This is a genomic window from Thalassospira sp. ER-Se-21-Dark (genome assembly GCF_017922435.1).
Classification (GTDB): Bacteria; Pseudomonadota; Alphaproteobacteria; order Rhodospirillales; family Thalassospiraceae; genus Thalassospira.
Window position 1 is genome coordinate 56,602 of record NZ_VDEZ01000004.1, and the last position, 12,958, is coordinate 69,559.

General features: G+C 57.1%; 13 protein-coding genes and 1 tRNA gene. 7 read left to right on the forward strand and 7 right to left on the reverse strand.

Annotated features, from left to right (window positions below; genetic code table 11):
• Positions 1–87: 87 nt before the first annotated feature.
• The 6 genes from FHI25_RS15620 to FHI25_RS15645 all read right to left on the reverse strand — a co-directional run bounded on the left by FHI25_RS15620 (position 88) and on the right by FHI25_RS15645 (position 4,976).
• Positions 88–411: a RebB family R body protein gene (locus FHI25_RS15620; protein ID WP_064781665.1), complete on the reverse strand. Its 324-nt coding sequence runs from the start codon at positions 409–411 to the stop codon at positions 88–90.
• 232 nt (positions 412–643) lie between these two features.
• Positions 644–967: a RebB family R body protein gene (locus tag FHI25_RS15625; protein WP_008890488.1), complete on the reverse strand. Its 324-nt coding sequence runs from the start codon at positions 965–967 to the stop codon at positions 644–646.
• 154 nt (positions 968–1,121) lie between these two features.
• Positions 1,122–2,348, reverse strand: coding sequence for an RNA polymerase sigma factor (locus FHI25_RS20750; protein ID WP_210519341.1), 1,227 nt, complete (start codon positions 2,346–2,348; stop codon positions 1,122–1,124).
• A 243-nt stretch (positions 2,349–2,591) separates the two neighbouring features.
• Entirely contained in the window at positions 2,592–3,092 is a 501-nt protein-coding gene (locus FHI25_RS15635) for a hypothetical protein (protein ID WP_210519343.1), read from the reverse strand.
• Positions 3,092–4,672, reverse strand: coding sequence for a hypothetical protein (locus tag FHI25_RS15640; protein ID WP_210519345.1), 1,581 nt, complete (start codon positions 4,670–4,672; stop codon positions 3,092–3,094). The genes FHI25_RS15635 and FHI25_RS15640 overlap by 1 nt, the downstream gene beginning before the upstream one ends.
• Positions 4,673–4,900: 228 nt before the next feature.
• Positions 4,901–4,976, reverse strand: a tRNA-Thr gene (locus FHI25_RS15645).
• A gap of 195 nt (positions 4,977–5,171) precedes the next feature.
• On the opposite strand from FHI25_RS15645, the gene FHI25_RS15650 reads away from it, so the two are divergent.
• Positions 5,172–5,945, forward strand: a complete 774-nt coding sequence (locus tag FHI25_RS15650; RefSeq protein WP_210519347.1) for a class II glutamine amidotransferase — start codon at positions 5,172–5,174, stop codon at positions 5,943–5,945.
• Here FHI25_RS15650 and FHI25_RS15655 read toward each other — a convergent pair whose 3' ends face one another.
• Positions 5,946–6,728 carry a DeoR/GlpR family DNA-binding transcription regulator gene (locus tag FHI25_RS15655; RefSeq protein ID WP_210519349.1) on the reverse strand — a complete coding sequence of 261 codons (783 nt, stop codon included), beginning with the start codon at positions 6,726–6,728 and terminating at the stop codon, positions 5,946–5,948.
• Between the two features lie 200 nt (positions 6,729–6,928).
• Here FHI25_RS15655 and FHI25_RS15660 point away from each other — a divergent pair, with 200 nt between their 5' ends.
• Genes FHI25_RS15660 through FHI25_RS15685 form a run of 6 tightly spaced genes read left to right on the forward strand, consistent with a single transcriptional unit; the run spans position 6,929 to position 12,895 of the window.
• Positions 6,929–7,906, forward strand: a complete 978-nt coding sequence (locus FHI25_RS15660; protein WP_197147153.1) for an ABC transporter substrate-binding protein — start codon at positions 6,929–6,931, stop codon at positions 7,904–7,906.
• Positions 7,906–9,642 carry an iron ABC transporter permease gene (locus FHI25_RS15665; protein ID WP_210519351.1) on the forward strand — a complete coding sequence of 579 codons (1,737 nt, stop codon included), beginning with the start codon at positions 7,906–7,908 and terminating at the stop codon, positions 9,640–9,642. The genes FHI25_RS15660 and FHI25_RS15665 overlap by 1 nt, the downstream gene beginning before the upstream one ends.
• Positions 9,630–10,712, forward strand: coding sequence for an ABC transporter ATP-binding protein (locus tag FHI25_RS15670; protein WP_064790594.1), 1,083 nt, complete (start codon positions 9,630–9,632; stop codon positions 10,710–10,712). The genes FHI25_RS15665 and FHI25_RS15670 overlap by 13 nt, the downstream gene beginning before the upstream one ends.
• Positions 10,712–11,800 (forward strand): MBL fold metallo-hydrolase, encoded by a 1,089-nt coding sequence (locus tag FHI25_RS15675; protein WP_210519354.1) that lies wholly within the window; start codon positions 10,712–10,714, stop codon positions 11,798–11,800. The genes FHI25_RS15670 and FHI25_RS15675 overlap by 1 nt, the downstream gene beginning before the upstream one ends.
• A 25-nt stretch (positions 11,801–11,825) precedes the next feature.
• A complete protein-coding gene (locus FHI25_RS15680) occupies positions 11,826–12,416 on the forward strand; it encodes a histidine phosphatase family protein (RefSeq protein WP_064790596.1) in 591 nt (196 codons plus the stop codon).
• A complete protein-coding gene (locus FHI25_RS15685; protein ID WP_210519356.1) occupies positions 12,413–12,895 on the forward strand; it encodes an HAD family hydrolase in 483 nt (160 codons plus the stop codon). The genes FHI25_RS15680 and FHI25_RS15685 overlap by 4 nt, the downstream gene beginning before the upstream one ends.
• The last annotated feature ends 63 nt before the right edge of the window (positions 12,896–12,958 follow it).

Consider the following 12,958-nt stretch of genomic DNA (forward strand, 5'->3'; position numbering starts at 1 on the left):
CCGTCGCCACAATGAAAACGGGCGGTCGCAGATCAATACGACCGCCCGGTGTGATATTGGCTGGACGGGCCGGAACCCTGATCAAAATCAGTTTCGGGTTGCCTGAAGCGTCGTCAGAAGCGTCAGCATATTGTCGGGCACATCGCTTTTGGCGATCTTGGCGGTCCCGACAGCCCCCGCCATCGTGTCAACCGAATAGATCTGCAGGATGCCCTGATTGGTCGCGGCCTGCGAGGTGATGCCGTTCTGCTGCTGGGCGCTGACGGCGTTCTGATACAGGATGCCCGTCGAATGAGCGAGGGACTGGAAGATCGAACCCATCGCCATTGCCGGGGCGTCGCCCAGAACTTTCACGTTCGCCTGGGTCACGGCATCTGTGATCTGACCATTTAGCGGAGTGTTATCAGCCACTGTTTATCTCCTGTTTGCCTAGGGAAATGCTGGAAGGAAGAGATGTTCCAAGCCAGCCACTTTGCGTGTGTTGCGGTCAGACAGATGACGGGGGGCTTGGCGTCTTGTGACGCAGGGCCTTGCAAAAGAACGGATTGTTTTAGGTAGTCTTGACCAAATGAAATCGGGCGATCGCTGATGATTGCGACCGCCCGATTTGAAACTGGCTTTGGGGCCAAAGATGTTTTGAAAATCAGCCCTTGGTTGCCTGAAGAGCGGTAAGAAGCGACAGCATGTTGTCGGGAACGTCGCTTTTGGCAATTTTGGAGGTCGCAACAGAGTCTGCCATCGTGTCGACCGAATAGATCTGGATGACGCCCTGGTTGGTTGCGGCCTGCGAGGTGATGCCGATCTGCTGCTGTGCGCTGACGGCGTTTTCATAAAGAATGCCGGTGGAATGTGCGAGGGACTGGAAGATCGAGCCCATTGCCATTGCCGGGGCGTCGCCCAGAACTTTCACGTTAGCCTGGGTGACTGCATCAGTGATCTGACCATTTACCGGGGTCGGAATCGCCATTGTAAAGTCTCCTTCGTTACGCTTTGCGGTGTGCTGCTTGCTGTTGTGTTTCTGTCGGGGTTTCGCCGTCCCGTTTTCAGTCTATCGACGCTGGCGGTGTATCGTTGTGACGCGTCTTTTTTGCGAGTTGGTCGTTTTTTTTACGCACGTATTCTTATTGAATGCCCGAAGCCCTGAGGTGTTCGCGGGCAAGCTGAACACGCTTGCGCACCGCGCAGTTGCTTAAGCCCAGGGCCGCTGCAATTTCGTCATAGGTGCGGTCCTGAACACAGCGCATCAAAAGCGGCTTGCGCAGTTTTTCCTGCATCTCAAGAAGGGCGGCTTCGAGCTGATCAAGTTTTTCACCAGCGAGATATGATTCCTCGGGGCTTGGTGTGATCGGCGCTGTCATCGGGGAGGCCGGGGTATCTGCCGCCCCGTGGGTTTCTTCGCGATATTCCGCCTTGCGCCGGTTTTGCCTGTGCAAATCAATGCAGGCGTTATGGACAATGCGCGACAGCCAGGCGCGATGATTGCGGATTTCATCCATCGATTCTTCGAATTTGGTCGATGCCTTGACCATGGCCTCGGACAGCGCATCTTGCGCATCATCCATATTGCCTGACATCAGTTTCAGGCATTGCTTCAAAAGCGTGTCTTGCTGATCAATCCACAGCGGCCAGAAATTTGGTGCCGCCGGGCCCAAATCTGCATCCGGTTGCGGATGCGTGGATTGTGAATAGGAGTATTGCCCGTCATCGGGGGCATTTGGTGTCTCCGGTGCCGTCGGTGTTTGCGGGACAGGGACATGTGGCACCGGTTGGCGCAATGTCGGGCTTTCTGCCCCCGGCACCAGACCACGCAGGATATCAAGCGGGTCGGTCGGTGTGCCGCCAGGCGTGCCAAGCGCACCGGCAATGATGTCTTCGGGGCTCGGGCCGCTCCGCGATGGTTCAAGGCCCGGGAAGCCTGCCAGCGGGTTGAAGTCTGCCGGGTAACCGGGCGGCGGGCTGTATCGCGGCTGGCCCTGGTTTGTTGCTGTGCCGGGGGTTGCGGTTGCGGCGGGGCGGGTGTCTGCCGGTTTTACCGGTTCTGCCGCAGGTGCCATCGATTGCATGATGGCGCGTGCATCAAGGGCGCTACTTGCCGGGGGCGTCAATCTGTCGTGACCGGCCTTTTGATCGGCTTCTTGATCTCCGGGGTCGTCGACTGCGGCAAGCTTTGCCAGATAATCTTCGGCAATGCGGGCCCGTTGTTCGGGTTTTAACCGGGACCAGATTGACGTCACCTTGTCATCATCACCCAACGCCAGCGACAGGCTTTGTTCAAGACTTTTGGCAAAGCTGATCTCGGCTTCTGTCAGGGTTGCCTCATCCTGCGGACTGTTCTTTTCGTTCTGCACTATGGACCCCTCCGGTTGATTGAATACAACCATAGGCTGATTAAGTTTTGCGGTAATCATTATGACGTAGCCGCAAAGAAATTGTGAATAAAAGTTTATATACATCCTATGGTTGTGTTTTCGTGCGCAACGGCGCAGCCGTCGCGATGCGGGCTGAGGATAGGTTGGGGACAGATCGTCGCGCGTTGACGCGCTTGTTATTGGCGTTGATGTTCCGGGCCAGGCCCGGTGGTAAACATCCAGCTAGGTCTTTTTGCCGGATGTCTTTTGTGGGGGCGCGGGATTTGAAGGCTGGGGATTTTGGTCCTTTGTCGGATCCCGTGGTGGGAAGGCTTCGGCAAGGGCGGTTTCCACCTTCTCGGACAAGGCCTGCATGCGCAAGTCAATCTCGCGTGCGATGATGTTACGGATTTCATTGGCGATATCGAACATCACCTGCTGGCCGTTTTGCATGTTTGGATCCGATGCCATATGCGGTGCCCCTTGTTGTGCCGCCTGAGGATGCGGGGTGGCTTGCCCTGTTTGCTGGCTGCCGATTGCGGGCTGCGGGGCCTGTGCGCCGGATTTCACGTTTTCGGCATGATTGGAAATGGTCTGTTTTTGATCAAGAACCTGGGCACGGGCCCGTTCGGCGGCTTGCGCCATGGCCTGCTGGGTTGCCAGATATTCCTGATTGAACGCCTTCCGGACCGCGTCCTTGCGATCACTTGCCGTGGTCACATCGTTTTGCGCTTGCCCGGTCATCAGCTGCCTCCTTTGCTGCTGCCAGCGTTACCTGCATTACCTGTGTTCGCGCTCTTGCCTTTGGCTGTGCTCGGTGACGATTTGGCATTGCCGCTGCTGCTGGTGTTGCTGCTGCTGTCGGCGTCACCATCATCAGCATCACCCGGATCGGATGTTTTTGCCGCTGCATTGGATTTCGGGGCTGTGGCTGTGGCAGGTGTGGTTGCGGTTGCCGTTGAAGATTTGTCGGCATCAAGCATAAAGGCCGGTGGCAAAAAGCCGTATTTCTTAAGATCGGCGACCTCGGGGTCGGTCGGCATGCCAGTCAGGCAGGTCTCAAGCCGCCCTCTGCTATCGGAAATCATGCTGGCAGCCCGGCAGGCCGATTGATCATGCTGGGCGTTGCAGCTCAGGATCGCGGTCGGTGTGCTGGTTCTGGCCTGGGTCATCAATTGTGCGGTGACGTCAAAGCTGGTCTCGGCCTGATAACGCACCAGAACAACCAGGCCGGCCCCCTTGTCACCTTCGCTGGGCGGGGTGATTTGCACCCAGAACGGAATGCTCGAATTGGGGGCGACCACCACATTTCCCGCTACGATCGGGCTTGGCAGGGTGCCGACATATTCCAGATGGATCGGCACCGGCGCCCGATCGGCAAAGATCAGGCGGATCAACGCCACATCCGGGGTTGCTTCACTGCCCGTCGCGCCAACCGTCTGTTCAAGGTGGATGGCATGCGGTGCACCGCCATAAATCGGTACTTCGGACATCTGGGGGGCAGCGCCATCGGCATCGATTGCATCAAACAGAAGTGCGCGCAATTGTGACGGGGCCGCGTTCGGTGCCGTAACAGAAAGTTCGGACTGCGCATCTGTTGATGTGCCGACATGCAAAGACCATTTGCACAAGGATTTTGGCACATCCGGTGCCAGCATTTTCGCAGAAATGGCTGTTTGTGCACTGGTCTTGGTCGGCGACAGGGGATAGCCCTGTTCCATGCTGATCGCCCAGTCGGGCGTATCGGCTGTGGTGTCTGCCTTGCCCTGCAGGGTCGGCATGGCGGTGCGGAACATGTCATCACGGATGACGGGGCCGGTCATGTCGGTTGTGCTGCCGTCCGCGTGGATCGTGGTTACGCCCCATTGCGCGTCCGTAGAACTGCCCGGGGTGCCAGACTGGGTATTTGTGGCAGCCGAACCACTGTCAGTACTATACCAAGGGTCCATGGTTTCAAGCGGGCCGGTGTAGCCTTCCGTCGGGGCACTTGCGGTTGTTGGGGTTGGCGATGACGTCCCGCCATCAAGCAGATAGCGTTGAATGATCTGGAACGCGGTTTCCATTGGTTGTGACTGCTGTGATGGTTGAGTCTGACTGCCCGATGCGGCTTGCTCAAAGCCCGGCAGGCCAAAGTCACGGCAAAGGGCTGCCATCATGTCAACGGCGGCCTGTTCGGAGCTGATCGCGTCCGGGGCTTCGGTTGGTTCGCGCAGATTGTTTTCGGCATCTGCCGCACCGGCCTCCGATGACGGTTGCCCGTTATCGGAATTGGCGCTGGATTTGGTCGAAGCCTTGGCTGGTTTGGGCGCGTCACTATCGGTCATGCCTGCACTCCCCAATGGTGTCTTGCAACACTCAAAAGGGCCGCCATCATGCCGCCCCTGATCTGCAAGAAGTTATAACGGTTCCTTGCAAACAGACGGGGTGGGGAGTGGAATGTGAAAAGATCGCGCCGAAATTGCATCGCGCGAAGTCGCAAACCAGGGCCTTGAAACACAAAACCCGCCAAAGATGCAGCAGGCTGCGTCTTGGCGGGTCTTTGTTTTACAAAATGGTGCTGGTGATAGGATTTGAACCTACGACCTACGCATTACGAATGCGCCGCTCTACCAGCTGAGCTACACCAGCACGATTCATTTTGTGGCGCGGAAAATACGGACAATCACCCGCCTTGGCAAGAGGTTTGTTGTTCTTTTTGCCAACAAGTGCCGGACTTTCAGCCATGCCCTGAAATCAGGACAGAGACACACAATATCACATTGACCATGCTGTGATTATCCGGCTTAGATGTGCGCGATCAAAATTCATGTGCGGGGGCAAATCATGTGTCGTTGGCTAAGCTATATCGGGGACCCGGTTTATCTGGAAAAGCTGGTCTTTGAGCCGCGCCATTCGCTGGTCGAACAAAGCCTGCACGCCGAACAGGCCAAAACGCCGACCAATGGCGATGGCTTTGGCCTTGGCTGGTATGACGAGCGCCCGACACCGGGGCTTTATCGCGAAATCCTGCCCGCCTGGAATGATCCGAACCTGCGATCGCTTGCCCATCATATCCGCTCCGGCCTTTTCTTTGCCCATGTCCGCGCCTCGACCGGCACCCACACCAGCCGCACCAATTGCCACCCGTTTTCCAACGGCCAGTATCTTTTTATGCATAACGGCCAGATTGGTGATTATCCGCTGGTGCGCCGATCCCTGGAAATGATGATCGAAGACGAATTTTACGAAGGCCGACAGGGCTCCACCGATAGCGAACTGATCTTTTGCCTGATGTTGACACTCGGCCTGCGCGATGATCCGCACCGTGCCATTCGCCGCACGATCGAGGTCGTTGAAAACGAAATGAAGGTGCGCGGTGCGACCTCACCGTTCCGTTTCACTGCCTGCCTGTCAAACGGCAAAAGCGTCTGCGCCATCCGCCACGCCAGCGACGATAAACCGCCATCACTTTACTGGCGCAAACGCGATGATCACGTGATTGTCGTCTCTGAACCGCTTGATGCCGAAAGCGATAGCTGGAAGGCGGTTGCGCCCAACCACACCCTGCATGTCGAAGGTGACCTGACCATCAGCGAAGAGGCCACGCTTGTTTGCTGATTAAGACACCACAACAATCTGACTGCGTGCCTTGACCAGTGCGCGTTGCAGGGCATCGCTTGGTGCGGTGTTGAGCAGTACCGTCTGAAAATCGCTGGCGTGGCCGTCACGGCAAAGGGCTTTGCGGCCAACCTTCTTCTCGTCGATCATCAGGATCGCATGGTCGCAGCACGATACCAGTGCGCGTCTGGCGCGGACTTCATCCATATTGAAGTCCAGCAAATCACCTTCGTCACTCATGCCCCCCACGCTGACAATCCCGAAATCGGCCCGCATGCTGCCGAAAAAATCCGCGCTGTCTGCGCCGATGATATCAAGGTCGCGGGTGCGGACCGTGCCACCGGCAAGGCGAAGCGTCACATTCGGTGCGTTTTGCAGGGCCATCACCACATGCAGATTGTTTGTGAGAACCGTTAAGTTGCGATGCGATGCCAGATGCTGGGCGGCGAGTTCGGCGGTGGTGCCGGTGCCAATCGCAATCGTGCAACCCTCCGGGATCAGGTCGGCGACCTTCACGGCAATCGCCATTTTGCCCGTCCGGTTCCAGACTTCACGTTTTTCATAGGCCGAGTTATCCGGATCGGGGGCCGGGCCCGCCAGACCATGACGGCGAAACACGCGCCCCTGTTCATGCAGATCGCGCAAATCGGTGCGGATGGTCTGGACCGAGACGTTAAACCGGCGTGCCAGTTCCTCGACCGCCATAAAGCCGGTCGATTTGACAAGGGCGACGATGCGGTCGCGTCGGCGGTCAAGGGGCACTGCATCAGACGTTTTAGTCACGGCATTTCTTTCGTTCGAAAGTTGTTATTTCGCTTGTGATCTAAGTATAGACAGGCCGAAACACTGCTGCATAGCCCGGTTTTCCTATTGAAACATTTAATTCTTGGTGTTGTCACACAACTGAAATCGAAATCCCGATAGCTTCCGGATCGAAACATTTTCGAACGAAACCTTCTTTCCGATCTATAGGGATGCCGATCATGCGTAACGTTCTTCTTGCTGCGGTTGCCTCTGCCGCGATGATGCTGCCGGTTGTGGGGCAGGCTGCTGAAAAGCTGGTTCTTTATACCAGTCAGCCAAACAAGGATGCCCAGACCACTGTTGATGCCTTTATGGCTGCCAACCCCGATATTGAAGTTGAGTGGGTCCGTGATGGTACCACCAAACTGATGGCGAAACTGCGTGCGGAAATCGCTGCTGGCGACCCGCGCCCGGATGTTCTTCTGATTGCCGATACCGTGACTCTTGAAGGTCTCAAGCAGGAAGGTCAGCTGCAGGCCTATAAATCGGGCGAGGCAAGTGCCTATGAAGACGGTCTTTATGACGGTGAAGGCTATTACTATTCGACCAAGCTGATCACCAGCGGCATCGTTTACAACACCGCCGTTAAAGCCCCGACATCGTGGAAAGACCTTGCTGATCCGGCGGTGAAAAACCAGATCGCAATGCCAAGCCCGCTTTATTCCGGTGCGGCCCTTATTCATCTCTCCACCCTGACCGAGAACAAGGATCTTGGCTGGGATTACTATCAGGCACTGGCGGCGAACGAAGCACGCGCCAAGGGTGGCAATGGCGGCACCTTCAAGGCGGTTGCTTCAGGTGAAAAGCCTTATGGTGTGGTTGTCGACTTCCTTGCGATCCGTGGCAAGGCCGATGGATCGCCGGTTGATTTCGTCTTCCCGTCTGAAGGTGTCACCTATGTGACCGAGCCGGTCGCGATCATGAAAGACGCCAAGAACGTCGATGCCGCCCACAAGTTCGTTGACTTCCTTCTGTCCGAACAGGGTCAGGAACTGGTCCTTGATATGGGCTATATCCCGGCACGCAACGATATGGCACTTCCGGCCGGTTTCCCGGCACGCAGCGAAATCAAGTTGATGGACTTCAATCCGGCCATCGCGCTGGAACAGGCCGAAGCCAACAAACAGAAATTCGCAGACATGTTCGGGGCTGAATAATGCAGGCTACAGGTCGCCTTCGCGGCGTTCTGCCTGGCATAATCGCCAAACCAAATGGCAACCGGTCTTCGGACCGGTTGCTGATTTGGTTGGTGGTGCCGGTATTTATTATTTCGATTTTGCCGATCCTGCGCCTTGGGTTTGAAGGCGTGATGGTCGGTGGTGTGCCTTCGTTTGATTATTTTCACGACGTGCTGGGCAATTCATCAACCTGGCGCGCCACGGCAAACAGTCTTTATACCGCCGGTCTTGGGACGATTATCTCCCTTTTGATTGGCGGCTCTTTTGCCTTTCTGGTCGCACTGACCGATATCCGCGCCAAGGCCGCATTGGTGTTCTGTTTCATGATCCCGATGATGATCCCGCCACAGATCACGGCCCTTAGTTGGGTGCAACTGACCGGGCCGAGCAGTGCGCTTTTGAACGCCATTGGCATGGCCCCGCCGCTGGGATCGCCCCAGCCGCTTTATTCCGCCGAGGGCATCGCGCTTTTGCTGGGGATCCAGCATGCCTCCATCGTGTTTCTGACATTGCGGGCAAACCTACGCATGTTGCCCCGCGAACAGATCGAAGCCGCCCGACTGGCCGGCGCACGTGGCGGGCGTTTGTGGTGGCAGATCATTTTGCCGCTGACCAGTCCGGGCCTGATTGCCGGAACCGCCATGGCCTTTGTTACCGCGCTTGGCAACTTTGGCATTCCGGCGATGCTGGGCATTCCGGCAGGCTACCAGACGCTGCCGACATTGATCTATCAAAAGCTTGCCGGGTTTGGCCCGTCCGTTCTGGGCGAGGTTTCCGTTCTTGCCATGCTGATCGGGGCGATTGCGATTTGTGGGGTCGCGCTGCATCACCGGTTGCTGTCCAAACGGGATTATCGCCTGATGGGGATGGTCGGGCGTCCTTTGGATGTCAAACTCGGTGCGCGCCGAAGCTTGGTTGAAATAGCCCTTTGGACGGTATTGGTCGCCATTCTGGTCATTCCGCTTTTGGCCCTGTTTACCACCGCACTGGTGCCGGCCTTTGGCGTCAAGCTGACATTCGCCAATGCCACGTTCGAGGCGTTTCACGAAGTCATGTTCGTGCAGCCATCGACCATTCGCGCATTCCAGAACAGCTTTGTTCTGTCCGTGGGGGCGGCGGTGACGCTTGTTGTGATGTGTCTGCCGCTGGCCTATGTCATGGTGCGACGTTCATCGAACCTGACCAAGCTGATCAATCTTCTGGTCGAGGTGCCCTATGCCTTGCCCGGCGTGGTTCTGGCGATTGCCTGCATCTTGCTGTTTATCCGCATTCCGCTGATTGATGTCAGTCTGTATGGCACGCTTGCGATCATTTTTGTCGCGTACTTGGCGCGTTTTCTGGTGATTGCGCTGCGCCCTGTCATGAACAGCTTTACCCAGCTTGATCCGGCGCTTGAAGAAGCAGCGCAAGCTTGCGGGGCAGGCTTGTCGCGCCGCTTGCGCGATATTCTCTTGCCGCTGGCAGCACCCTCGGCCGCGGCCGGTGCGCTTTTGGTTTTCCTGACCGCCTTTAACGAACTGACGGTTTCGGCCCTGTTGTGGTCGGCCGGGAACGAGACGTTGGGCGTTTTGATTTTCAATCTTGATGACAGTGGCGACACCGTTCTGGCCTCGGCCGTGGCGGTTCTGGTCGTGCTGGTGGTGATCGCGCTGATGAGCTGTTTTCAGCTTGCCGCGCGTCGTTTGCCCAAAGGAGTTGTACCGTGGCAGACATAAATCTTTCGCGCATTACCAAATGCTTTGGCGATTATCGGGCGGTTAATCAGGTCTCGCTTGATATCGCTGATGGGGAATTCGTGGCCCTGCTGGGCCCGTCGGGCTGTGGCAAGACGACCCTTTTGCGGTTGCTTGCCGGGTTCGAGGAACCCGATCACGGCCAGATTTCACTGGGTGGTCAGATCATGGCAAGTCCTGAAAACAATGTCATGATCAGTCCCGAAGATCGAAATCTTGGCATCGTGTTTCAGTCCTATGCCCTTTGGCCGCATATGACAGTCGCGCGCAATGTCGGCTATCCGCTTGAGGTGCGCGGGCTCAGCCGTGCCGATCAGGATCGCAAGATTGCCGAGGCACTCGATATCGTCGCCCTTGGCCCCTATGCCAATCGCAGTCCGTCGGAACTATCGGGTGGCCAACGTCAACGTGTTGCGCTGGCACGCTGCCTTGTCATGGAACCGCGTGCGGTGTTGCTCGACGAGCCGCTTGCCAACCTTGATGTGCACTTGCGCGAAACCATGCAACAGGCGTTTCTGGATTTCCATCGCCGCACCGGGGCGACAATGATTTACGTCACCCATGACCAGGCTGAGGCCATGGCAATGGCCGACCGGATTGCGGTGATGGACAAGGGCCATATCCGCCAGATGGCAGCCCCCGAAACCCTGTACCGCGAACCGGCCGATCTGATGGTGGCGGGCTTTGTTGGTGCTGGCGCGGTCCTGCCGGTACAAGGTGTAACGGTCGGAAGTAACGGCAACTGTTCTGTCCAGTTGGGGCAAAGCAGCATTACCGCACGCATCTGCCCGAAACTGGCCGATGACATTAGTACTGCCAATGCCGGTCTTTGCCTGCGGCCCGAGGACGTCTGGGTCACGGATGATGCGCCGTTGCGCGGACAAGTCGATGATTGCGTCTATCTCGGCGGGCGGTTCCGCCTTTCGGTTCGGATTGGCGCAGATCAGACATTACCGGTCTATGCCAACCGCCGTGCCCGCATCGGCGAACAGGTCGGCCTTAAGGTCAATGACGGCTGGGTGTTTGACCGCATGTCGGGTGAGGCCGCCTGATGTCAGCCCGTATGCGTGTACTTTCCGGTCTTGGTGAAAAGGGACCGGCCTGTCTCAGACTGGAATTCTTTAACCGGCGATGGCTTCTTGATTGCGGGGTTGGGCCGGAAAGTGATCAGGGATTTGATCCGGCGTGGCTTAATAAAGTTAACGCTGTTTTCATTACCCATGACCATATCGACCATATCGGGGCGGCGGGTGAAATCATTGAGGCCGGCTTGCCGATCTATTGCACCGAGGTTACAGCGCGCTCCCTGCCCAAGGGGGCCAATGTCGTTCCCTTGCCACCCTTTGGCGAAATTCAGGTCGATGGTGTGACCGTCACCACCGGGCGCACTGGCCATTCCTTTGGCGGGGTGTGGCTGCATTTCGAACTGGGCGGCGGGGTGCTGTATTCCGGGGATTTTTGTCAGGAATCGGAGTATTTCCTTTATGATGCGCCGCCCGGTGCCGCAACCGTGTTGCTTGATGCATCTTACGGCATGGAACAGCTGACCCAGCAGGTCCGGATTGACAGCCTTTTGACCACCATGACGAAACTGGATGGGCAAATCCTGTTTCCCGTGCCGCCCAGTGGCCGGGCCGCGGAAATGGCGCTTCTGTTTGAACGCCATGGTCTGACCGACTGGTCGATGGATGATCGCTGTTACGGGCAGGTCAAACAAGTGCTTGATGCCGATGGATCGGATTACGTCGCAAGTGACGCGATCCGCCAGTTGCGCAGCCTCAAGGACAAGGCAAAGCATTTCAATCCGAATGCACGCTTGCTGCTATGTCATGCGCCATGCGCGACCTTTGGCAAGGCGCGCGAACTGATTGATCAATGGCGGGATGCAGGGCGGATGGGGGCAAGTGCGCATGTGATTTTCACCGGTTTCATGCCGATCGAGGCGCGCAAGATGGTCGAAAAGGGCCATGCCCATTTCCGGCGTTGGAACGTACACCCCTTGGCAAGCCACGTGATTGACCTTGCCAATCAATGCCATGCGATGCAGGTCGTGCCCTTATTCACCAGCCGGCCAGAGGATTTTGGGCTTGTCGACGGGTTTGACGGGCGGCTACAGCTTGCGGATCGGTTCTATTTGTAATGCAAAATAAAGGTAATGCCCGGTCATGATCTATGCCGCTGAAAAGTTCGATTTTCCCAAACTGCCGTTTGTGTTCATCCGGCACGGGGAAACCGATGCCAACCGGGCGGGGATCATTGCCGGGTCAAACGAACCTCCGCTGAATGAAACCGGTCGCGCACAGGCGCTGGCGATTGCGCCCCTAATGGCGATGGCGAAATGGCGGGCGGTTTATGTCAGTCCGCAGGACCGGGCACGCACGACGGCCAATCTGGTGCTGCCGGGTTATGACGCCAGGGTGCTTGATGGCCTGCGCGAACGTCATTGGGGCGATCTGGAAGGCAGGCCGATCTCCGAACTTTGCCCGCGCTTTGACACCCCGCCCAATGGCGAGGGGTTTGATGCCATGTGTCAACGGGTGTCCTTTGCCATGCAACAGGCCCTGGCCGAGGTCAGTGATGACCTGACCGTGATCGTTGCCCATTCCGGGGTGGCGCGCTGCATTCTTTACATGACCGGGTTTGAGGCCGATGGCCCGCGCGTGCCCAACGCCACCCCGATCCTGTTCCGCCCGATGGAAATCGGCTGGGAGTATGAAAATTTGACCGAAAACCTGATCAAGGAGATTTCTGCGTGACTGAACCCAAAGCCCGTGATGCGCGTGATGCCCGAGACGCTGTGGTGTTCGATATGGATGGCACGCTGGCGCATTTTGATGCCGATGCTTTGGGGCATCTGGTTCATGGTGTGGAAAAACAGTGGGATGCGTTCTTTGACGCCATGGATCACGCCAAGCCGATTGAAAATATCGAGAAATTGCTGCGCATCCTGCATGCATCGGGCCATGCGATCCTGATCTGTTCGGGCCGTCCGGCCGGATGGCAGCATCGATCAGAATCCTGGCTGCGCGCCCATGACATCCCGTTTGATGGTATGTATCTGCGGCCCGAGGACGCCGATCATCGCAGTGATGAAGAGGTCAAGGAAGACCTGCTGGCCAAGATCATCGCCGATGGTTTCAATCCGTGGCTGGTGGTCGATGACCGCAGGCGGGTGGTCGATAAATGGCGCGATATGGGATTGACTTGCCTGCAATGTGCGCCGGGTGATTTCTAGGGGCTGATTTTTAATCCTCATACAAATAAAAACGCACAAAAAAGACCGGCCATGATCCTTCAT

Bases quoted from the DNA above. Each gene is read 5' to 3' on its own strand.
- FHI25_RS15625 (WP_008890488.1), bottom strand. From the start codon at position 967: ATGGCGATTCCGACCCCGGTAAATGGTCAGATCACTGATGCAGTCACC.
- FHI25_RS15635 (WP_210519343.1), bottom strand. From the start codon at position 3,092: ATGACCGGGCAAGCGCAAAACGATGTGACCACGGCAAGTGATCGCAAG.
- FHI25_RS15640 (WP_210519345.1), bottom strand. From the start codon at position 4,672: ATGACCGATAGTGACGCGCCCAAACCAGCCAAGGCTTCGACCAAATCC.
- FHI25_RS15650 (WP_210519347.1), top strand. From the start codon at position 5,172: ATGTGTCGTTGGCTAAGCTATATCGGGGACCCGGTTTATCTGGAAAAG.
- FHI25_RS15660 (WP_197147153.1), top strand. From the start codon at position 6,929: ATGCGTAACGTTCTTCTTGCTGCGGTTGCCTCTGCCGCGATGATGCTG.
- FHI25_RS15665 (WP_210519351.1), top strand. From the start codon at position 7,906: ATGCAGGCTACAGGTCGCCTTCGCGGCGTTCTGCCTGGCATAATCGCC.
- FHI25_RS15675 (WP_210519354.1), top strand. From the start codon at position 10,712: ATGTCAGCCCGTATGCGTGTACTTTCCGGTCTTGGTGAAAAGGGACCG.
- FHI25_RS15680 (WP_064790596.1), top strand. From the start codon at position 11,826: ATGATCTATGCCGCTGAAAAGTTCGATTTTCCCAAACTGCCGTTTGTG.